Raw genomic sequence first — 20,840 nt, forward strand, 5'->3', positions numbered from 1 at the left:
CGCGACGGGCGGTCAGTATGGTGGCACGGTGACCGCACAGCCGCTGCTCGCCGTCGACGCCCCCAGCCTCTACTTCCGGGCCTTCCATGGCATCCCCGAGAAGGCCGCCCAGACCAGCGCCGGGGAGCCGGTCAACGCCATCCGCGGCTTCATGGACATGCTGGCCCAGCTGATCCGCACCCGGCACCCCGATCGGATGGTGTGCGCGCTCGACAACAGCTGGCGCCCGGCCTGGCGGGTCGAGCTCGTGCCTTCGTACAAGAAACACCGGGTGGCCCACGGCGATGTCGAGGTCGTGCCGCCGTCGCTCGAGAAGCAGATTCCCGTCCTGCTCGAGGTCTTGAAGGCGGTCGGCATCCCGGCCTTCGGCGTCGACGGTTACGAGGCCGACGACGTGCTGGGCACGCTGGCCGCCGGCCAGCCCGCGCCGGTCGAGGTCGTCTCCGGCGACCGCGACCTGTTCCAACTGGTCGACGACGAGCGCAAGACCCGGCTGCTGTACGTCGGCCGCGGCGTGGCCAAGCTCGAGGACGCCGACAACGCGCTGGTCGAGACCAAGTACGGCGTCCCCGCGAAGTGGTACGCCGACTTCGCGGCCATGCGCGGCGACGCCAGCGACGGCCTGCCCGGCGTGGCCGGCGTCGGCGAGAAGACGGCGGCCCGCCTGGTCATGCGGTACGGCGGGGTCGAGCAGATCCTGGCCGCGCTGGACGACCCCGACGCCGGTTTCGCCCCCGGTCTGCGCACCAAGCTCGACGCCGCCCGCGACTACCTGGCCAAGGCGCTGCCGGTGTGCAAGGTCGCCCTCGACGTCAAGCTGCCGGACTTCGACGCGGCCCTGCCCCGCTCACCGAAAGACGCGGACGCGCTGCTGGCCCTGGCCGACCGCTGGAACCTGGCCTCCCCGGCCAAGCGCCTGGTCGACGCCCTCGCCGGCTGAGATCAGCGCTCGGCGAGGGCGTCGCTGGGCTGACGGCGAGCGGTGAAGACGTCGGCCAGGGCGGCGATCAGCGCGACCACGACGAAGCTGATCGTCAGCCACAGGGCGCCGCGGAAGGCCGGGCCCCAGTCGCCCTGGCTCGAGGCCAGGCGGCTGAAGAAGAGAGCGCCGACCGCCGCGATGCCGACGGCCGTGCCGATGCGCTGGCCGGTCTGCAGGACGGCCCCGGCGCTGCCGGCCCGGGCCACCGGCACCTCGGCCAGCGTCAGCGTCTGGTTCGGGCTGATCACGAAGCCGCTGCCCGCGCCCGCCACGAGCAGGGGCAGCGCGGCCGCCCAGCCCCCGCCCGAACCGGGCACCAGTTCGAGCGCGAAGTCGGTCGCGACGAGGCCGGCCACCACCGCGATCAGCCCACCGACGACCATGTGCCGGCCGAACCGCTGCACGAAGCGCCCGCCGACCGCCGACGCCACCGCCGAGCCGACCGCGAACGGGGTGACCGCCAGCCCGGCCTCGAGGGCGCTGTAGCCGAGCCCGCTCTGCAGATAGAGCGTGTAGATGAAGAAGATCGTGGTGAAGCCGGCGAAGTACAGCAGCCCGATCAGCGCGCCCAGCGAGTACGAGCGCACCCGGAACAGGCCCAGGTCGACCAGCGCGGTCCGGCTGCGGCCGTACCAGCGCTCCCACAGCACGAACAACACCAGCACCAGCACCCCGGCCGCCGCCACCAGCCACTTGCCGCTGCCCGGCCACTCGCGTTCCTGCACGAGCGGCAGCAGCACCAGCACCACGCCCAGCCCGAGCAGGCCGACGCCGGCTGGGTCGAGGCTCTCCTGCCGTTTCTGCTCGCCGACCGGGATCCACTTGCGGCCCAGCCACACCGCCACGATGCCGATCGGGATGTTGAGGAAGAAGATCCAGCGCCAGCCGTCGGCCGGGCCGATCGTGGCGATGAGCACGCCGCCCAGCAGCGGCCCGACCGCCGTGGAGACGCCGATGGTGGCGCCGAGCAGGCCGAACGGACGGCCGCGCTCCTTGGGCTCGAACATCTGCTGGATCAGGCCGGAGACCTGCGGGTTGACGATGCCGGCGGCCGCGCCCTGCACGAGCCGGGCCACCACCAGCCACAGCGCCGACGGGGCGAGCCCGGCCGCGGCGCTGGCCAGGGTGAACAGGATCAGCCCGACGATGAACGCGTTGCGCCGGCCGCGGGCGTCGCCGAACCGGCCGGCCGGCACGAGCAGCAGGCCGAAGGTCAGCGCGTAGCCCGAGAGCACCCACTGCAGCTCGGCCGGACTGAGGTGAAGTTCGTCGCGGATGGAGGGCAGGGCGACGTTGACGATGCTCACATCGAGCAAGGTCATGAAGCCCGCCACCAGGGCAACTGTGAGCGCCTTCCAGCGCGTCGACTGATCCGTTGTCACGAACTGACCGATTCCCCGGTCGATACCGGTCCAACCGGAGATCTAGTGTGTGCCGCACGACGCGCCCGGCGGCCCGTATTCTCTGGCCGACGGCGCTTTCGGTGGCGTGAGATCGGACCATTCGCTCAGACCCGGGCCGCGCCGCCCGATCAAACACGGGACGGCTGGTAGCGAGGCGGAGGAGGGCCGATGACGACGCGAGCAGCTCGCGCCGCTTTCGGCGCGTGGATCGTGGTGCTCACCGCGTTCTACTACGCCTTCCCGAACAGCCACCTGGTCACTTGGGCCCTGCTGGGCTACTCCTGCGCCGCCGCGATCGTCTGGGGCGTACGGCTGAACCGCCCGGCCCGCCGCCTGCCGTGGTACCTGATCGCGGCCGGCCTGGTCTGCTTCGTCACCGGCGACACGGTCTACAACCTGATCCTGTGGCGCGGTCTCGAACCCGCCTTCCCGGGCCCGGCCGATCTGCTCTATCTGCTGGTGTACCCGCTGATCACCGGGGCCTTCCTGCTTTTCGTACGATCCCGGGGCGGCGCCAGCAACCGGGCCGCGCTGCTCGACGCGCTGGTGCCCACGGTCGGTCTCGGCCTGCTCTCGTGGGTCTACTGGATCGCCCCGTTCACCCGCTCGCACGAGCTGAGCTTCCTCGAGAAGCTGGTATCGATCACCTACCCGCTCGGCGACGTGCTGGCCCTGGCCGTCACGCTGCGCATGCTGACCAGCCACGGCCGCCGCCCCCGGGCCCTGACCGCGCTCGTCGTGGCCATCGCCGGCCTGCTGGTCAGCGACATCTTCTACGGCCAGTCCCAGCTCAACAGCGCCTGGTCGCTGGGCGGCCCGGTCGACCTCGGCTGGATCGTCTTCTACGCCGTCATGGGCTGGTCGGCGCTCATGCCGTCGATGCGCGAGCTGACCGAGAAGCTGCCCCACCAGGGCGGGGCCGAGCTGGGCACCAACCGCATCGTCTGGATGGCCACGGCCGCCCTGATCGCCCCGGCCATCCTGTACGTCGAGTGGATCAACGGCCACGAGGTCGAGGAGGCCCGGGGCGGGGTCGTCGACGCCCCGGTCATCGCGGCCGCCGCCGCCCTGATGTTCCTGCTGGTGCTGGCCCGGGTCAACGGCCTGGCCGACTCCCAGCGACGGGCCCGGGCCCGCGAACGCGCCCTGCACCAGGCCGGCGCCGCCCTGTTCGCCGCCACCACCGAGCCCGAGGCGGCCCAGGCCATCAAGGACGGCGTGGCCACCCTGATGCCGCCCGAGACCCCGTTCGCGCTCACCCTGTCCTGCGACGCCGACGTGCCGCACGAGCCCGGCCTGCGGCTGCTGACCGCGGCCGAGGTGCCGGCCGGTCTGCCGTCGGACGAGTTCGCCCACTACCTGTGCGCCACCGTGCCGCTGCCCGGCGACAACCGGGTCGGCATCTGGCTGCTCGGCGCGCCCGGCTCGGTGCTGCGCGAGCTGATGCCCTCGATCGAGGCCTTCCTGGGCCAGATCGAGGTCGTCATGCAGCGCATCGGCCTGTCCCGCGAGGTCAGCCAGCGCGACAGCGAGGCCTACTTCCGCACACTGATCCAGAACGCCTCCGACGTCATCCTCATCGTCGACGGCGACGACCGGATCACCTACGCCAGCCCGTCGGCCGACACCGTGCTCGGCCACCCCGACCTGGCCGGCGCGCCGCTCGGGTCGCTGATCGCGCTCAGCCACCACGCCGCCCTGGGCGACACCCTGGCCGCGATCCGCGCCGGCCGCGACCAGGACGAGGCGGCCGACCTGTCCGTGCTGTGCGCCGACGGCCGGCTGCTGCAGGTCGAGTGCACCGGCCGCGACCTGCGGGAGGATCCGACCGTACGCGGTCTGGTGCTGACGATCCGGGACGTGACCGACCAGCGTCGGCTCGAGAACGACCTTTCCCACCTGGCCTTCCACGACGGCCTGACCGGGCTGGCCAACCGCGTGCTGTTCCGCAACCGCCTCGAGCAGGCGTTCGCGGTGGCCGGCCGCGACGACGCCACCATCGCCGTGCTCTTCGTCGACCTCGACGACTTCAAGGACGTCAACGACACCCTCGGGCACGCCGTCGGCGACCAGTTGCTGGTCAGCGTGGGCGAGCGGATCGGCTCGATCATCGGGGTGGCCGACACGGCGGCCCGGATGGGCGGCGACGAGTTCGCCATCCTGATCGAGCAGAGCCCCGACGCCACCCGCGCCGAGGAGCTCGCGGCCCAGCTCGTGCGCGCCCTCGCCGTACCGGTCGAGGTGTCGGACGGCATCGGCGGCACCCACATCGTCAGCGGCGCGGCCAGCATCGGCGTGGCCACCAACCGCGACGCCGAATCCGCGACCGAGGTGCTGCGGCACGCCGACCTGGCCCTCTACCAGGCCAAGGGCGAGGACAAGGGCACCTGGCAGCGGTACCGGCGTGAGCTGCACACGGCCATGGTGCAGCGGCTCGAGACCCGTACGGCGTTGCACGAGGCCATCGACGGCGAGCAGTTCGCGCTCATGTACCAGCCGATCGTCGACCTCACGACCGGCGCCATGGCCGGCGTGGAGGCGCTGGTGCGCTGGCAGCACCCGACCCGCGGCCTGCTCGGCCCGTACCACTTCATCGAGGTGGCCGAGGAGAGCGGCGCGATCGTCGAGATCGGCCGGTGGGTGCTGCGGGCGGCGCTGGCCGAGTTCACCCGCATGCGGACCGGCACCACCCTGAAGTACGTCAGTGTCAACGTCTCGGCCCGGCAGTTCCGCACGCCCGGCTTCGTCGACCAGGTGCGCCAGGCGATCGAGGACAGCGGGGCCGAACCCGGGTGGCTGCTGCTCGAGATCACCGAGAGCCTGCTGCTGCGCGACGCCGACCAGGTCTGGCACGACCTGGGCGAGCTGCGGGCGCTGGGCGTCCGGATCGCGATCGACGACTTCGGCACCGGGTACTCGTCGCTGAGCTACCTGCGCCAGATGCCGGTCGACGTGCTCAAGGTCGACAAGTCGTTCATCGACGACATCCTCGGCAGCGAGCAGCAGCGGGCCCTGGTCGACGCGATCGTCACCCTGGCCCGCAACCTGGACCTGGCCGTGGTGGCCGAAGGTATCGAAGACGAGGGGCAGCGGGCCGAGCTGGCCGCGATGGGCTGCCCGTACGGCCAGGGTTTCCTCTTCTCGAAGCCGGTGTGGCCGCACGAGATCGCGGCCCGGCCCGAGCCCGGCCTCATGTCGCCCGCAGCCTGAATTTCGGTTCATTCACTGGCAATAACCGCCAGTAGGCGGCAGGGTTCTCGGTGTGCTCGAGAATCCCGTATGGGCCGCCCTCTCGGGGCCGCAGGCCTGTTTCGCCGAGGCGTCCGGTGACGCCGCCCGCTACCTGCCCGACGTCTCCCCCTGGTGCGCGCTGGCCGATCCGGCCGACCCGGCGGCCTGGGCCGATCTGGCCGGCCTGACCGACCAGGCCGCGCTGACCGCGCCGGTGATCCGTCCGCCCGACGGCTGGGCCACGGTGGCGGTGATCCCGGGCGTCCAGATGGTCGGCCACACGATGACCGGCGTCCGCGACCCCGAGGTCGTCCCCCTCACCGAGACCGACGTGCCCGAGATGCTCGACTTGGTCGAGCGCGCCCAGCCCGGCCCGTTCGGCAAGCGCACTGTCGAACTGGGCCACTATCTGGGCCTGCGCCACGAGGGCCGGCTGGTCGCGATGGCCGGCGAACGGTTCCGGCTACCCGGCTGGACCGAGGTCAGCGCCGTCTGCACCGACCCCGACTTCCGCGGTCAGGGATTCGGCGCGCGGCTCACCATGGCCGTGGCGGCCGGCATCCTCGAACACGGCGACCTGCCGTTCCTGCATGTCGCGGCCGACAACGCCGCGGCCATCCGGCTCTACGAACGGCTCGGCTTCCAGGTCGGCCACGACGTGGTGTTCGCGTCGTACCGGCTACTCCCCTAGCGCGCCGTCCGGGTCCGGCTTGGCGTTACCGGCGTCGGCCCAGCGGTCCTGCAGGTCGCCGATGCGCTGCAGCACGTCGGCGAGCTCGCCGCGGACCCGGGCCAGGCGGTTCTGCTGATCGGCGGGCAGGCCGCCGCCGTGGTCGTGCGAGGTGAGTGTGGTCTCGGACTCCTCCAGCTCCTCCCGCCGCTCGTGCAGCTGGTTGAGCTGGGACTCGTACTCGGCCTGGGTGATCGGTTCGGGTTGCATGGGCGTCCCTTTCCCTCGTGCCGGCCGGGCCGAACGCCGGCGTGACCGGACGCACGCCGTTCTGTCGTACCGGGATGGCAAGCTCGGCCCCATGGTTAGCTTCGATCCCAAGGCCGATCTTGTCCACTATCTGCAGCGGGCCCGCGAGGCGTTGCTGTGGAAGCTCGACGGACTGTCCGACTACGACGTCCGGCGGCCGCTGGTGCCCACCGGCACCAACCTGCTCGGTCTCGTCAAACACGTCGCGGGCGTCGAGGCCGGCTACTTCGGCCTCACCTTCGGGCGGCCGTTCCCCGAGCCGATGGCCTGGGTCGATGACGACGCCGAGGACAACGCCGACATGTGGGCGACCGAGTCCGAGACGCGCGAGCAGATCGTCGACCTCTACCGGCGGGTCCGGGCCCACGGCGACCGGACGATCCAGGAACTGCCGCTCGAGGCGACCGGGCGGGTGCCGTGGTGGCCGGCCGAGAGCAACGAGGTATCGCTGCACTACATCCTGGTCCACGTGACGGCCGAGCTGAACCGGCACGCCGGGCATGCCGACATCGTGCGCGAGCTGATCGACGAGTCGGTCGGGGTGCGGGCCGGCCACAGCAACCTGCCGCCGGGCGACCGCGACTGGTGGGTCGCCTACCGGGAACGGCTCGAGCGGGTGGCCCGCCTGTCGTTGCGCGACTGAGGGCGGCGGGCCCGGCGCGGCAGTTGCACGCCGGCGAGGGTCCGGGTGGCGGCCGGGCCGCGCCGGCGGCGGGGCTTGACCCGGCGCCGGTCCTCGAACGCCAGCAGGTCGATCGTGTCGTGGGTGCGCACGGGGTCGGGCGTCTCGTCCTCGGGACGGGCGTAGGCCGACTCGGCCTCATAGACCGGGGCGGGCGCGGGGGCGGGCACGAAGCGCGGGAAGCGGTCGGACACCGCGATGGCCCGCTCCGGGTTGGCCAGCACCAGGGCCGCGGCCAGGTTGGCCACCGCGAAGGGCAGGCCCAGCAGCAGCCAGCCCGGGTTCGAGCCGGTCCCGGCGGCGGCGAGGACGGCCGCGGCCACCGCGACGCTCAAGGCGGCCGCGGTGCCGATGCGCCGGATCGAGTACGAGCCGAAACCCGAGAGCCGGGCCACGGCGGTGGCGCAGAGGGCGGCCAGCGCCACCGCGACCAGCCACGCGACGATGAGCGGCCACAACCGGTGCCACGTGCCGTCGGCGTCGCCGAACATGAACACCAGGAACGGCACGCCGATCACGGCCACCGCCAGCAGCACCACCGCGTCCACGGTCAGCACGATCGCCGCCGCCATCACGGTGTCGACGCGTGAACTCCGCGCGGACTCCGCCACATCCATGTCGACCATTGCCCCGCCCTCCCCAGACCCTGACGGAGGAACTTAACGTACGCCTCAGAGCTGACCGTGGTTGGGCGGCTGGATGTCGGCGAGCTCCCACGCGGCCAGGTGGTGATACTTCCAGTCGACTGGGTCGTGCACGCTGTGGGTGCGGGCGTTGCGCCAGTGCCGGTCCAGGTCGTACTTGCTGGCGGCGGAACTGGTGCCGCACAACGCGAACAGCTCCGACCCGGCCTCGACCGCCACCTCGCTGCCGAAGGCCTTGGCGGCGGCCACGGCCAGCGAGCCCCGGGCCGCGGCAGCGGCGTCGGCGGGCACCCGGCCGATCCCGTCCAGCGTGCGGGCCGCGTCGGCCAGCAGGGACTCGGCCGCGCGGACCCGGGTCGCCAGCCGGCCGTAGCGGTACATGACGTGCGGGTCCTCGACCGCGCGGCCGGCGCCGGCCCGCACCGCCTCGGTCGACGGCCGGGCCTTGTCACGCAGGTAGGCCCGGGCGTCGGCCAGGGCCCCACCAGCGATGCCGACCTCGATCGCGGCGTGCACCAACTGGGCGCGGGCGCCCAGTTGCTGCGGTCCCTCGTACGCCCGGGAGTAGTCGAGGGCGAACTCGACCGGCACGTCGGTGAACGTGGCGGTGCCGCTGATCGTGGCCCGCTGCCCGATGACGTCCCAGTCGGTGCCGACCTCGACGCCCGGAGCATCGCGCGGCACGAAGGCGAGCACCAGCCGACCGTCCTCGCCGACCGCGCTGACCGCGATCCAGGCGCTGGTCAGGGCCCCGGTCGTGTAGTACTTGACCCCGTTCAGCCGTCCGCCCGCCACGCGGGTCTTGAGGTCTTGGGCGTGCTTCCCGCCCCGTTCGGCCAGCGCGTTGCCGATCCGGCGCCCGGCCCGCACGTCGGCGAACAGGCGCTCGCGCAGCTCGCCCCCGCCGTGGACGGCCAGCACGTCGATCAGCAGGTAGTGGGCCTGCGGCACCTGGGCCAGGGCGGGGTCGGCGGCGGCGATCAGCCGGGTCGCCTCGGCCAGCGTGGACGGGCCGAGACCGGGGCCGCCGTCCTCGGCCGGCACGGTGATCGCGAGAAGACCGGAGCCGTCGAGAAGGGCCAGGGCCTCGTACGGGATGGCTTCGGCGCCGTTGCGGTCGCGCTCGACCGCGCCCGGGGCGAGAGCGGCGGCCAGCTCGGCCGCGGCGGCGACCGCTTCGTCATGGGTCTTCATCGGTTCAGCAGCTCCAGGGTGCGCTCGTCGGGACCGTCGTAGAGGTGGTCGAGGACCTGCTCGAAGGGGGCCGGGTCGGCGGCGGCCCGGGCGAACAGGGTCATCGACGACCGCAGCTTGAGGTCGTCGGGGTACCCGAAGATCTGGGCCGCGCTGCGGTCGGCCGCGGCCAGCAGGGCAGCCAGTTCCAGCAGGCGCGGGCCGAGCACCGGGTGGGCCAGGTAGGCCCGGGCCTCGTCCAGGTCCTCGATCGCGTAGTGCTGGGCCGTGGGGCTCGAACCCAGACCGCTGATCTGCGGGAAGACGAACCACATCCAGTGCGTCCGCTTGCGGCCGGCGGTCAGCTCGGCCTTCGCGTCCTCGTATGTGTCGTGCTGCGCCTGGACGAATCGGTCGAGACTCATTTGTTCAGGCTACGGCGGCGTTTCCCCGCCCGGGACGGGGGAACGCGCCTACATTGAGGCGACCCCCCGCGGCATACGATCGAAGAAGGCTCTCATGCGCGCGGTTTCCAGGATCTTCGCGGCGGCCCTGATGGCATCGACCGCCCTGCTCGTCCCGGCCGGCCCGGCCCAGGCCGCACCGACCGGAGTAATCGTCAGCCGGCACGACGGCCGCTGCCTCGACGCCGACATCTCCAACCCGACCCACGACGGCACCAAGGTGCAGACCTGGCAGTGCATCGCGGGCGGACGCAACCAGCGCTGGACCAGCTATCGCGACGGCTCGATCCGCAGCTCGTGGGACGGGCGCTGCCTCGACCTCGACATCTCGGCCGGCACCGGCAACGGCACCAAGGTGCAACTGTGGGCGTGTAACGGCTGGCTCAACCAGAAGTGGAACCTGAACGCCGACGGCACCATCACCAGCCGCCACGACGGCCGCTGCCTCGACGAGGACATCGCCGGCGGCACCCGGAACGGGACACGCGTGCAGGTATGGGACTGCAACGGGTGGCTGAATCAGAAATGGCGCCGATAGCGGCCCATAAACCCCGACAATGGGACCATGTCGGACGGCGAGTTCCTTCGGTACGCCGGCGCGCTGGCCGCCGCGGGCCTGCTGTTCCTGATCCTGGCCGTGCTGGGCCTCGGCCAGGGTCTGATCCTGCGCGTCCTCGACGTGCTGCTGGGCCTGGCGTTCCTCGGCTACGCGGGCTACCTGATGGTGGTGGCGCCGGACTCGCCGTTCATGTCGTGGTTCGTCTTCGCGACACCGGCCCTGGGTCTGGTCGTGGCCGGGGTCGCCCGCCGCCGCTCCCGGGCCAGGATGAAACGGCTCGAGGAGGACCACAGCGGCCAGCCGTACGTGGCCCCGGCCGTGACTGCCGATCGCCAGCCGTTCCCGACACCGCCTCCCCCGCTCGACCCGACGGCGCCGGCCGCGACCAAGAAGAAGAAGTCCGACGGCGCCAAGACCGGGGCGATGCCGTCCGGTCTGCCCCCGTCCGGCCTGGGCGAGAAGCCGGTCGAGGCCGAGCCACGCCCACCCCGCCCGTCCGGCCTGCCCCAACTGGGTCCCGACCAACCCACCGGCCCCGCATCGCCCGCCTTTCCCACCGGCCCCACCTTCCACGCCTCGCCCGGTGGGCCTGCGACGCACGGATCTTCCGCCGGGCCCGCGCCGTTCGCACCGCACTCGGAGCCGGGGTATCGGGCGCGGCACGGGGCGTCCGGCGACGAGACGGCCGAGCACGACTACGCCCGCGGCCGGCACCGCTCCGACACCGACTGATCCGGCGCTGACTAAATTGTCGGCATGGACTACCGCCGGACGTACCGCTCCGCCGCCGTGACTTTCGTGGACCTGGTGAGACGGGTCCCCGCCGATCGCCTGGACGGCCCCGGCCTGGGCGACTGGACGCTACGCGAACTGATCAGCCACACGATCAGCTCGGCCCTGGAACAGGTGCCCGCAGTCCTGGGAACGGCCTCGTCCTCGGCGCCGCGCTCACCATCACTGCCCGGCGCGCCCCGCAAGGCCCCCCAGCCCGTCAACATCGAGGCCCCCGAGGGCTACTTCGCCTTCGTCCGAGACGTGCCCGCGGACGTGTACGCGGCCGCGGTAGCCGCCTCCACCGACGACGCCCGCCGCCCCGTCGACTTCGACTCCACCGGCGAACTGGCCGGCCGAGCCACCCAGTCTTTGGCCGCAGTGGGCGACGACGACGTGGTGACCACTCCCGTCGGCGGCATGCGCGTGCGCGACTGGCTCCCCACCCGCACCTTCGAGCTCGTAGTACATGGTGCGGATGTGGCAGCCGCAGCCGGAGTGCCGGCCGGTTTCGACCCCGCAGCGGTATCCGAGGCAACATTGCTGGCCGCCCGGATCGCGGTCGCCCTGGGCGAGGGCCCCACGGTGCTGAGCGCGCTGACCGGCCGCTCACCCCTACCGGAAAAGTTCACGGTGGTCTGACGTCTCGACCCCGCGGCCGCCTCGAGGGCGACGCTGCTGGCAGTCGGATCCCTGTCGCCCTGGGCTACGGCCCCAACCGTGCGACGTACGGACCGACCGCACCCCTTACCCGACATGTCGCAGGTGGTCTGACCAGTTGGTTCGCGCTTGTCAATTGTCGCCGGACAGGCGGGCTTCGGCGTGGCCACCGCCGCGCGCCGGCCGGGCTGACTCGTCGCACTCAGCTGAGGTTTTCGGAGCCGGTCTCACCGAACTGCAACCGGTCTGCTCTTCAACCCGGGCCAAAATGCCCGAACAGAGGGATATGACCGACACAATGATCATCGAACTGGGCCTCGGCGCGATGACAATCGCCGCCAAGATGTGTGCGCCGGTCCTGCTGACGGCCCTGGCGGTCGGCTTCGCGATCTCCCTGTTCCAGTCGGTGACCCAGATCCAGGAAGCAACCCTGTCCTTCGTTCCGAAGGCCGCCGCGGTCTGCGCCGCCCTCCTCTTCTCGGGCAACTGGATGCTCCACGAAATGATCACCTACACCACGCAACTCTTCGGCCGCATACCCCAGCTGATCGGCTGACCACCCGCCCCACCACTCCCGAAAGTCAGCATGCCTGCCGACCCGCGAACACCGCCGGTCGTCCACAAGCGCACACTCACCGATAGCCAGCCTGACTGTCGACCCGCCCGCATCGGCCGCCCACAGGCAGGAATCCAGCAAGAGTCAGCCCGACTGTCGATCCACTCCGGCATCTGACGTCCACAGGCGGCGACCCACTGATGGCCAGCCTGACTGTCGATCCTTGCTCGCTTCGGTCGTCCACAGACGCGGAATCAGCGGCTGACGATCAGTTCCCGCAGCCGGTGGAGGGCGTCGTTTCGGGCTCCGGCCAACGACGGCTCGCTGTCCACGGTCGCGGCGCGCACCGGCACCGGGCGGGGCGAGTAGGCGACCTCATCGATGATGTCGCCGATCAATTCCGTTCCCCACCGGCCGCCGATGACCACCACCTCGGGGTCGATGAGCGTTGCGAGCGCTGCGATCAAGCCGCCGACCGCGGTGACGACCTCCCCCGGCCGGTCGGCGATGACCCGCTCGACGTCGATGGCTGTGGACCCGGGCCGCCGCAGACCCAGCTCGCCGAACACTTCGATCAGCGGCATCGCCCGGCCCTCCGGCCCCACCGTGATCAGGTGCGCGATCTCGCCGGCCACACCCCGATGCCCGCGCCGCACCTCCCCGTCACTGACGACGGCGCAGCCCAATCCCTCGTCCAGATACACGTAGGCGAAGTCGTCCACAGGCGCCGCCGCTCGTTCCGCTTCAGCGGCCCAGTTGACGTCGTTGTCCACATACACCGGCCCATCAACCCGCCCGGCCAGCACCGCCACCGGATCGATCTCGCCCAGCAAGAACGGCGCATCCGGCAACTGCAAGAGCCGCCCGGTGTGCCGATCCACCGGATCCGCCGCACTGACCACCGCCAGCCGTGGCCGTCCATCCAGCTGAGCCCGAGCGCTCCCTTGCGCACGAGCATCCAGATGCGTCTGGTCGACCCGCGCGCGATCATCCGCCTGTCCGCCGGTGTCCACGTCCGCATCGCCGAGCTCCGAGTCGACATGCACACCGGCGCCCATGGGGGCATAGCCAAGCCGCCCGCGACCATCCGTCCGCGCGTCACCGTCAATGCGCGCGTGGCCCAGATTCGACTTGGCTCGCGTGCCGGCGGCCGGGCGCGCGTCGCCCGAGCGCACCTCGCTGAGGCTCGAGCCGGTTCGCGTGCCGGCGGCCGGGCGCGCGTCGCCCGAGCGCACCTCGCTGAGGCTCGAGCCGGTTCGCGTGCCGGCGTCTGGGCGGCTGTCGTCGAGGCGCCGGTTGGTGTCCGCGTTTTGCTGGGCCGCGACCAGGTCGTGTACTCGGTCCACTGCGCGTTTCAGGGCGGCGGTCACGTTGTCGGGGCGGGCGGGGCGGCCGATGGGCTCCTCGGCGCGGGCCAGCAGGTCGCCGTAGGGGTTCAGGCACTCGGCTGTTACGCCTTCGGGGGCGATGCTTACGGCTAATGCTGTGCCTACGTCGGGGGCCAGCGAGTAGTAGGAGCCGACGCGGCCTCGGCCTCGGCCGCCTTGGGTGCGCCGGCCGGTGTCCACGAGCAGGCCGGCTTCGGTCAGGCGGCGGACGCTTTCGCCGGCCGTCGGCTTGGAGATGCCGGTTTCTGTGGATAACTCCGCGCGGGTCAACAGGCGGTGGCGCATGAGGGCGCGCAACACGTGTTCGTCGGTCAGTGCGCGCAGCAGCTCTTGGGAGGGCTTGGCCGGGTCCACGCGAACATTCTAGTCAGGGGTCTTGCCTAGAAAGGATGCGGGGCCTTACCGTGTTTCTAGTTAAGGGCCATGACTAGAAGGAGACACGCCATGTCGCTCCCCCACTGGGAGGAGACCCCCGCCGACCTCCCCGCCGCCATTCGCGAGATCAAGGCCGCGCTCCGCCGTCAGATCGCCGCTTCCGGTCGTACGGTGGAAGAGGTTTTCGCCGTGGTCGAGCGCTCGATCGCGGCCGAGGTGGCCGAGATCAACGCCGCCCGGGCGCGCGGCGAGACGATCTGGCCCGTCATCTCGTACGCGGACATCGAGGCCGGCACCGTGAGCGCGGCCGACGTCGCCCAGCTCCGCAAGCGTGGTTGCCTGGTCGTTCGGGGTCATTTCGAGCGTGAGCAAGCGCTCGGCTGGGACGCCGGCATCGTGCAGTACGTCGAGGACAACAACTTCTTCGAGGACTACCGCGGCCCCGGCGACGACTTCTTCGGCAGCGTCGGCTCGAAGCCCGAGATCTACCCGATCTATTGGTCGCACGCGCAGATGGAGGCGCGGCAGAGCGACCGGATGGCCCGCGTGCAGGCGTTCCTCAACAGCCAGTGGAAGCACGAGTCCGAGGGTGTGCAGTGGTTCGACCCCTCGCGTGACTCGCTTTATCCCGACCGCATCCGCCGTCGGCCCGAGGGCGCGGACTCGGCGGGACTGGGGACGCACCTCGACCCGGGCACGCTCGACCTGTGGATGACCGAGGCCTACCAGAAGGCTTTCCGCCACTTGTTCAACGGGGATGTGGAGAAGTACGACCCGTGGGACGCGGCCTACCGCACGTCCGGCCCGCAGTACCCCGGCTCGACCATGTGCTCGGCCTTCCGGACGTTCCAGGGCTGGACGGCGCTCTCCGACATGTCCCACGACCAAGGCGTGCTGCACACCGTGCCGATCCCGGGCGCGATGGCCTACCTGATGCTGCGCCCGCTGCTGAATGACGTGCCCGACGACGAGATGTGCGGCGTGACCGTCAACCAGGTCTTCCCGGCCACCGACAAGTGGCACGGCCTGCTCATGGAGGCGCTGGCCGGCATCCCCGACGTCCAGGCCGGCGACTCGGTCTGGTGGCACTGCGACATGATCCACAGCGTCGCCCCGGTGCAGGACCAGAAGGGCTGGGGCAACGTCATGTACATCCCGGCCGCCCCTTGGTGCCCCCGCAACGAGACGTACGCGGCCAATGTCCGCGAGGCATTCCTGTCCGGCTCCAGCCCGTCCGACTTCCCCGCCGAACACTACGAGCGCGAGTGGCCCGACCGCTTCGCCGAAGCCGACCTGAACGAGACGGGCCGCCGGGGCCTGGGCCTGTCCTGAACCGAGCCCGGAGCCACCGATCGCCGCGGCGGCTGTCCGCGGCGATCGCACGTTTCTGTCCATACGCTCACCAACGCGCAGCTGATGAGGTCCGGTCGTGCGTGAATCGACGCTTCGAGCCGTGGACTCGGACGAGGACGTCCGGGGCGCGGCGGCCCGCTATCCTCGGTCCATGATCAATGCTCGGCGGGCCACAGTGGACGACGCGGACGAATTGGTGCGGCTCCGAGGCGTGCTGTTCGGCGTCGGCGACGACTCGGACGAGCACGGCTGGCGCGATCCGGCCCGGCGCATCCTGCTGCGGCGGCTGGCCGAGCCGGAGCCCACCATGGCCGGCTTCGTCGTGGACCAGCCGGGTCACGAAGGACGCCTCGCCGCCTGCGCCGTCGGCATCCTCGAGGAACGACTCGGCGGCCCGCGCAATCCTCAGGGGCGGGTCGGCTACATGTTCAACGTCGCCACCGATCCCGAGCATCGTCGTCAGGGCCACGCACGAGCCTGCACCTCAGCACTGATCGCCTGGTTCCACGCGCAGGGCGCCGGCCTGGTCGACCTACGCGCCAGCGACGACGGCCTGTCTCTGTACACCTCGCAGGGCTTCATCCTCACGAAAGACCCCGCGATGCGCCTGACCCTGCCCAGCGACTGACCACTGACACGGCCGACCACGACCGCCGTCCAGCGCTGCCGTGGTGAACGCGGCCCAGACCCGCTCGCAGACCAACATAGTCGGCGCTTCATGCCCGGGTCGGCGTCACCGACTCCTCAAGGCCAGCAATGCCGCATGGGTGTCCTGGTCGGCAGCGGCGATGAGGCCCTGCATTCCGGTGTGAACGGGTGAGCCGTCGAGGGTCGTCACCACGCAGCCCGCGGCCTGACACAGGGCGATGCCGGCGGCGAAGTGGACACTGTCGCTCAAGTGGCCGTCAGTGATGTAGGCGGCCCGCCGACCGGCGGCCACCCACGCGACGGCCAGAGTGCTGGAGATGACGCGCGGCCGGAAACGGTTCGTGAAGCGATCGTCGAGCAGCAACCCAGCCGCCCGGAACGCGGGCGCGTTGGGGAACGGCGGATCCAGGTTCAGGTCGACCAGATCGGACGAGCCGTCGGGCACGAGCGGCTCGTCGCGCCCACCCCGCCGGACCCAGGCCTGATCGCCGTCGGTCCAGAACACCTCGCCCGCGAACGGGTCGGCGGATGCGGCCGCCACCGTGCGCCCCGCGCTGCGCAACGCGACATTGACCGAAACGAGCATCGTCCGCGCCGCGTAGTTCAACGTCCCGCACAACGGGTCGACCAGCCACTCGCGCTGCGCCGTTGCCCCGTCCCCCTCGCTGCGCCCGCCCTCCTCGCCCACGATCACGTCACCGGGCCGGGCCTGACGCAACACCTCGAGGATGACCTTTTCGGCTTCCACATCGGCTTCGGTCGCGAAGTCCCCCGGCGCTTTGTCGAAGCGCGCAAGCTCGGTGCCGTAACGCTCAAGCACGACAGCCGCGCCTGCTTCGGCCGCTGCCACGGCCAGTTCCCCGTCACTGTTCAGCACTGCCCGATCTTGAGGCTGTTCGCTCTTGGGCGCAACCATTCACGCACGTCGCCGTGGTGGGGTGAGCGTCCTGGACGCGCCGGCGGCCAGCTCACCCCGGCACGGCCCTCGGCGCGAGCGACGGGTCGGTAACCCACCACCCCGCTACGACAGCAGGCCTTTGAACTTGAAAAGCCGCACGCACGGCAGGATAGCCCTGTGAGTCTTGAGAAGCAGCGTGCGCACATCATGACCGGTGCGATGTATGACGATCTGACGATCGAGTTGGTGGAAGCGCGGCAACGGACAGTCTTGCTGTCGACCGAGTACAACGGCAGCTTCGGGCAGCCCCAGGAAGTCCGCGAAGCGATCCTGCGCCGCCTGCTGGGCAGCGTCGGCGCCAACTGCCACTTCGAGCCGACCTTCCGCTGCGAGTTCGGCTTCAACATCGACGTCGGCGACCGGTTCTACGCGAACTTCGACTGCGTGCTGCTCGACGGCGGCGGCATCGCCATCGGTGACGACGTCCTGTTCGGGCCGCGGGTCGGCATCTACACCAGCAATCACGCCATCGATCCGTTCGAGCGCGCGGCCGGCGGCTGCTACGCCAAGCCGGTGACGATCGGTGACCGCGTCTGGGTCGGCGGCGATGTCACGATCAACCAGGGCGTGACCATCGGTGACGGTTCGATCATCGGCTCGGGCAGCGTCGTCACGCGCTCGATCCCGGCCGGGGTGATCGCGGTGGGCAACCCGGCACGGGTCCTCCGTAAGATCAACGACGCGGACAAGACCGGATTCAAGGGGAGCTCGTCGTGACGCGTATCGGTGTGATGTTGCCGCGGGACCTGCCCGTGAACGAGGTTCTCGATTATGCGAGACGCGCGGACGAGCTCGGCTTCGACGAGCTGTGGGTGGTCGAGGACCTCGGCTTCCGCGGCGGCATCGCGCAGGCCGGCGCCGTGCTCGCCGCCACGTCACGCATCGTGGTCGGCATCGGCATCCTGCCCGCCGGCGCCCGTAACGCCGCGTTCGCCGCGATGGAGCTCGGCACGCTGGCCCAGCTGTTCCCGGGCCGCCTGATCGCCGGCATCGGCCACGGCATGCCCGACTGGATGCGCCAGGTCGGCGCGTGGCCCAGGAGCCCGCTCACCCTGCTCGAGGAGTACACGGTCGCCGTCCGCACCCTGCTGCGCGGCGAGCCCGGGCCCGCCGCCGGCCGGTACGTGCAGGTCGAAGGCGTCGTCATCGGCGAGCACCCCGACGTCGTGCCCCCGGTCGTGCTGGGCGTACGCGGACCGAAATCGATCGCCCTGGCGGGCCGCGTCTCCGACGGCGTGCTGCTGGCCGAACCAGCCGCGCCGCCCTACGTCGAGGCCTCGATCGAGCACCTGGGCTCGAAGTCCCTGGAGGTCATCACGTACGACGCCGCGGTGGTCGGCCCCGACGGCCGGGCCGCCCGCGACCTGGCCCGCCCCGGCCTGGCCTGGATCGGCGAGCCCGACTGGGCGCCGCACCTCGCTCCCCTGCCGTTCGCGGACGATCTGGCCCGCCACCGCCAGGCCTCGTCGAGCCCGGACGACTTCGCCGCCACCATGCCCGACGAGTGGGTCGGCGAACTGGCCCTGGCCGGCACCGCCGACGAGGTGCGGGCCCGGATCGCGGCCCGGCACAGCGCCGGGGCGACGAGCGTCGTGATGATCCCGGCCGAATCCGATCGCCTCGGCGCCCTCGATCGCCTGGCCCGGGTCGTCCGCTCCTGACTCGCACCAGGGTGCCCGGGGCCGAGCAGGCCAGGGTCTCGACGCTGACCGGCTCTAACGGCTGATCTGCTGCATGGCCTTGACGTAGCGGTCGGTCGCGTACCGCTGGACCTGCTGGGCCACGGGATTGCCCAGCCGGACCAGGAAATTGGCGGGCCGGCTGAAGGCCCGCAACTGGAAACGCACCTCGCCGTCGTCCTTGAGCACCACGAAGAAGGCTTCCTCGCCGCTCTCGGGATGCCCCGGCAGCGTGCCGTAGCCGAAGCCGCGCCGCTGCGGCTCGTCGACCGTGTAGACGACCCGGCACGGAATTGTCAGGAACAGCAGCCGCAACGCCACGTCCACGCCCGTCGCGGCCGGCCCGGGATCGTCCCGAAGGCTCAGGCCGGCCGCGCGGTGCATGCGCCAGTGGAAAAGCCCGTCCACAGCCTTGTCGTACGTCGTACGCCCCTCGCCGAGGCGGGCGTCCCGATAGACGTGCGCGTATCCCGCGGGCAGGGGGCCTTCGCGGGTCGCGCCGACCTCGGCGTACGTGAGCGGCTTGTCCATTTGATCAACTTATCCGGTCAGGTTCCGCGTAGACGGAGCACCTCGGCCCGGGCATGGGCGACCCGTTCGGTCTCCTGTCCACCGGCGGCCGCGATCTCTTGTGCCAGATCACCCGCGCTCTCGACCAGATGGCGGGCCCGGTGCCGGCTGTGGACAACTTTGCGATAGTGGCGACGGTCCTTGTGCAGTCCGCTCACCGCGTCCAGCAACGGCGGGTCGATCACGCCGGCCTCGACCTCGGGCGCCAGCAGCTCGCGCATCCACGCGCGCTCCTTGGCCGAGGCCAGCCGCCGCACCACCAGCAGGGTCCCGATCGCGAGCGGCATGAGGATCAGGTAGGGCCCGACCACGATCAGGAAGTTGCTCCAGGCGAACAGGCCGGACGCGTCGTCCCACGCGAAGTGCAGGAACATCGCGGCCAGGCAGGCCGCGACGCCCCGGCCGATCCGCCGCTCGCCCGGAGCCCGGCCGAGGATCCACATGACACCGGCACAGAAGACGGCGCTGAACAGGGCGTGCGACGTGATACCGGCGAAGCCGCGCAGGGCCAGGATGAACAGCGAGGACTCCAGCTGGCCGACGCCGAAGCTCGAGGTCGCGTTGTTGTACGCGTACAGCACGTCCTCGGAGACCTGGAAGCCGAGCCCGATGAACGCGCCGATGATGAACCCGTCGTACGCGCTGCGGACCAGCCGGGGCGCCAGCGCGATCAGCAGGATGAGCCCGAGCCCCTTGCTCCACTCCTCGTCGATCGGCGCGCTGAACCCGGCGCCCCACGTGCTGGCGCCGCTCGGGCCGAGCAGCTTGGTCCAGATTTCGAGTAAGGCGGTGTTGGCCGGCAGCGCGATCCAGAACGTCGCGGCCACCGCACCCCAGACGAAGCCGGTGGCGAGCAGCTTGCCCGGCTGCGCGGTGTAGCGGTTCTGCCGGCGCAGGAAGATCAGCCACGGGATCAGGTAGATCCCGAAGAACACGATGCCGCTGGTCACGGCCAGGCGGTAGGTGCCGCCGAGGGCCGGGCCGAAGTATTTGATCATGCCGATCGCGCCCGCGCCGACACCGATGACGTAGACCCAGAAGGCCGGGTTGTGGGGCTGGAAGAACTTGAACCGGGCGCCCCAGCCGGACTCGTCGATCGCGGCGCGCTGGGCGTCCTTGGTGGCCGCCGTCGTGACCGTCATTCGTTCACCCCCGACGTGATGCTGCGCAGGAAAGTGTCGATCTCGCGCGAGACCTGCTGAAATTCCCCGGGTACGGCGGCCACCTCGACCAACAGGGCCGGTGCGGCCGCCGGATCGGACTTCGACATCTTGAACGCCGCCAGCAATTCGTCGCCGCCGCTGCCGCTGGCGCTGCGGACCACGCCGACCAGCCCGGACGCGGTGGTAAAGGTCGCCGGGGCGGCGGAGATGTCGGCCTCCGGGTCCTCGGAGCGGATGACCTGGTCGAGGAACTGGGCCGCGGTGCCGTTGAACGATGCCCCGGTCATCTGGATCGTCGTCCCGGCCTTGACCAGCTTGACGTTGTCGCTGGTGGGGCTGACGCCGGTGCGGTCGCTGACCAGCGTGCCGTCCTCCAACTGCCAGCCCACGGGCGGTACGGCGGTCGCGCCGTCGCCCAGATTCAGCACGTCGCCGGCCCTGGTCGGGTTGTCCCACGGGACGATCGCGTTGAGCGCCGGCCAGCCGTAGATGAGCAGCAGAGCGACCACGAGGACGAACACGGCGGGCTTCATCTGCCGCCGGTCGAGGCCGAACCACCGATGTTCGACGGGCACCCAGCCCGGTATGCCTGTAGTCATGTG

At 71.1% G+C, this 20,840-nt stretch carries 22 protein-coding genes; 12 read left to right on the forward strand and 10 right to left on the reverse strand.

The window, feature by feature from the left end; all coding sequences use genetic code 11:
- The first annotated feature begins 28 nt into the window (after positions 1-28).
- The gene (locus tag M1L60_RS03815; RefSeq protein ID WP_253235846.1) at positions 29-940 is read left to right on the forward strand and encodes a 5'-3' exonuclease; all 912 of its coding nucleotides are present in this window, start codon (positions 29-31) and stop codon (positions 938-940) included.
- A gap of 2 nt (positions 941-942) precedes the next feature.
- Here M1L60_RS03815 and M1L60_RS03820 read toward each other — a convergent pair whose 3' ends face one another.
- Positions 943-2,364, reverse strand: a complete 1,422-nt coding sequence (locus M1L60_RS03820; protein ID WP_308208419.1) for an MFS transporter — start codon at positions 2,362-2,364, stop codon at positions 943-945.
- A gap of 189 nt (positions 2,365-2,553) precedes the next feature.
- Between M1L60_RS03820 and M1L60_RS03825 the strand changes: the two genes are divergently transcribed.
- Positions 2,554-5,595, forward strand: coding sequence for a putative bifunctional diguanylate cyclase/phosphodiesterase (locus M1L60_RS03825; RefSeq protein WP_253235847.1), 3,042 nt, complete (start codon positions 2,554-2,556; stop codon positions 5,593-5,595).
- Positions 5,596-5,647: 52 nt separating this feature from the next.
- The gene (locus M1L60_RS03830) at positions 5,648-6,307 is read left to right on the forward strand and encodes a GNAT family N-acetyltransferase (RefSeq protein ID WP_253235848.1); all 660 of its coding nucleotides are present in this window, start codon (positions 5,648-5,650) and stop codon (positions 6,305-6,307) included.
- Here the strand turns inward: M1L60_RS03830 and M1L60_RS03835 are convergent.
- Positions 6,296-6,556: a hypothetical protein gene (locus tag M1L60_RS03835; RefSeq protein WP_253235849.1), complete on the reverse strand. Its 261-nt coding sequence runs from the start codon at positions 6,554-6,556 to the stop codon at positions 6,296-6,298. The two genes, M1L60_RS03830 and M1L60_RS03835, sit on opposite strands and share 12 nt — an antisense overlap.
- Before the next feature lie 91 nt (positions 6,557-6,647).
- Between M1L60_RS03835 and M1L60_RS03840 the strand changes: the two genes are divergently transcribed.
- Complete coding sequence (locus M1L60_RS03840; protein WP_253235850.1) at positions 6,648-7,238, forward strand: DinB family protein; 591 nt, start codon at positions 6,648-6,650, stop codon at positions 7,236-7,238.
- Here M1L60_RS03840 and M1L60_RS03845 read toward each other — a convergent pair.
- The 3 genes from M1L60_RS03845 to M1L60_RS03855 are packed head-to-tail and all read right to left on the reverse strand — an operon-like array spanning position 7,190 to position 9,519.
- Positions 7,190-7,903, reverse strand: a complete 714-nt coding sequence (locus M1L60_RS03845; protein ID WP_253235851.1) for a hypothetical protein — start codon at positions 7,901-7,903, stop codon at positions 7,190-7,192. The two genes, M1L60_RS03840 and M1L60_RS03845, sit on opposite strands and share 49 nt — an antisense overlap.
- Before the next feature lie 45 nt (positions 7,904-7,948).
- Positions 7,949-9,115: an acyl-CoA dehydrogenase family protein gene (locus tag M1L60_RS03850; RefSeq protein WP_253235852.1), complete on the reverse strand. Its 1,167-nt coding sequence runs from the start codon at positions 9,113-9,115 to the stop codon at positions 7,949-7,951.
- Positions 9,112-9,519 carry a DUF1810 domain-containing protein gene (locus M1L60_RS03855; protein ID WP_253235853.1) on the reverse strand — a complete coding sequence of 136 codons (408 nt, stop codon included), beginning with the start codon at positions 9,517-9,519 and terminating at the stop codon, positions 9,112-9,114. Before M1L60_RS03855 ends, M1L60_RS03850 begins: the two co-directional genes overlap by 4 nt.
- Before the next feature lie 94 nt (positions 9,520-9,613).
- Here M1L60_RS03855 and M1L60_RS03860 point away from each other — a divergent pair, with 94 nt between their 5' ends.
- The 4 genes from M1L60_RS03860 (at position 9,614) to fliQ (ending at position 12,104) form a co-directional block, all read left to right on the forward strand.
- Positions 9,614-10,096, forward strand: coding sequence for a ricin-type beta-trefoil lectin domain protein (locus M1L60_RS03860; protein ID WP_253235854.1), 483 nt, complete (start codon positions 9,614-9,616; stop codon positions 10,094-10,096).
- Positions 10,097-10,123: 27 nt separating this feature from the next.
- Positions 10,124-10,849, forward strand: a complete 726-nt coding sequence (locus M1L60_RS03865) for a hypothetical protein (RefSeq protein WP_253235855.1) — start codon at positions 10,124-10,126, stop codon at positions 10,847-10,849.
- Between the two features lie 24 nt (positions 10,850-10,873).
- A complete protein-coding gene (locus M1L60_RS03870) occupies positions 10,874-11,530 on the forward strand; it encodes a maleylpyruvate isomerase N-terminal domain-containing protein (protein ID WP_253235856.1) in 657 nt (218 codons plus the stop codon).
- Positions 11,531-11,846: 316 nt separating this feature from the next.
- A complete protein-coding gene (fliQ, locus tag M1L60_RS03875; protein ID WP_253235857.1) occupies positions 11,847-12,104 on the forward strand; it encodes a flagellar biosynthesis protein FliQ in 258 nt (85 codons plus the stop codon).
- A 254-nt stretch (positions 12,105-12,358) separates the two neighbouring features.
- On the opposite strand, the gene M1L60_RS03880 is transcribed toward fliQ, so the two are convergent.
- Entirely contained in the window at positions 12,359-13,846 is a 1,488-nt protein-coding gene (locus M1L60_RS03880; protein WP_253235858.1) for an ROK family transcriptional regulator, read from the reverse strand.
- Between the two features lie 90 nt (positions 13,847-13,936).
- On the opposite strand from M1L60_RS03880, the gene M1L60_RS03885 reads away from it, so the two are divergent.
- Together M1L60_RS03885 and M1L60_RS03890 are read left to right on the forward strand one after the other, a co-directional pair.
- The gene (locus M1L60_RS03885) at positions 13,937-15,199 is read left to right on the forward strand and encodes a DUF1479 domain-containing protein (protein ID WP_253235859.1); all 1,263 of its coding nucleotides are present in this window, start codon (positions 13,937-13,939) and stop codon (positions 15,197-15,199) included.
- Positions 15,200-15,371: 172 nt separating this feature from the next.
- On the forward strand, positions 15,372-15,848 hold the full coding sequence (locus M1L60_RS03890; protein ID WP_253235860.1) for a GNAT family N-acetyltransferase: 477 nt from the start codon (positions 15,372-15,374) through the stop codon (positions 15,846-15,848).
- A gap of 105 nt (positions 15,849-15,953) precedes the next feature.
- Here M1L60_RS03890 and M1L60_RS03895 read toward each other — a convergent pair whose 3' ends face one another.
- Complete coding sequence (locus M1L60_RS03895; RefSeq protein WP_256515906.1) at positions 15,954-16,784, reverse strand: inositol monophosphatase family protein; 831 nt, start codon at positions 16,782-16,784, stop codon at positions 15,954-15,956.
- Positions 16,785-16,943: 159 nt separating this feature from the next.
- Here M1L60_RS03895 and M1L60_RS03900 point away from each other — a divergent pair, with 159 nt between their 5' ends.
- Both M1L60_RS03900 and M1L60_RS03905 read left to right on the forward strand, forming a co-directional pair.
- Positions 16,944-17,543, forward strand: a complete 600-nt coding sequence (locus tag M1L60_RS03900; protein ID WP_253235861.1) for a sugar O-acetyltransferase — start codon at positions 16,944-16,946, stop codon at positions 17,541-17,543.
- Positions 17,540-18,487, forward strand: a complete 948-nt coding sequence (locus M1L60_RS03905) for an LLM class flavin-dependent oxidoreductase (RefSeq protein WP_253235862.1) — start codon at positions 17,540-17,542, stop codon at positions 18,485-18,487. Before M1L60_RS03900 ends, M1L60_RS03905 begins: the two co-directional genes overlap by 4 nt.
- A 54-nt stretch (positions 18,488-18,541) precedes the next feature.
- On the opposite strand, the gene M1L60_RS03910 is transcribed toward M1L60_RS03905, so the two are convergent.
- From M1L60_RS03910 to M1L60_RS03920, 3 genes are read right to left on the reverse strand one after another with little or no spacing between them, the layout of a single operon-like run.
- Positions 18,542-19,036, reverse strand: coding sequence for a DUF1990 domain-containing protein (locus M1L60_RS03910; protein ID WP_253235863.1), 495 nt, complete (start codon positions 19,034-19,036; stop codon positions 18,542-18,544).
- A gap of 17 nt (positions 19,037-19,053) precedes the next feature.
- A complete protein-coding gene (locus tag M1L60_RS03915; protein ID WP_253235864.1) occupies positions 19,054-20,217 on the reverse strand; it encodes a PrsW family intramembrane metalloprotease in 1,164 nt (387 codons plus the stop codon).
- Positions 20,214-20,837, reverse strand: a complete 624-nt coding sequence (locus tag M1L60_RS03920; protein ID WP_253235865.1) for a hypothetical protein — start codon at positions 20,835-20,837, stop codon at positions 20,214-20,216. The genes M1L60_RS03915 and M1L60_RS03920 overlap by 4 nt, the downstream gene beginning before the upstream one ends.
- Positions 20,838-20,840: the final 3 nt, after the last annotated feature.

Origin of the sequence: Paractinoplanes aksuensis (assembly GCF_024137025.1) — a bacterium.
GTDB lineage: Bacteria > Actinomycetota > Actinomycetes > Mycobacteriales > Micromonosporaceae > Actinoplanes > Actinoplanes aksuensis.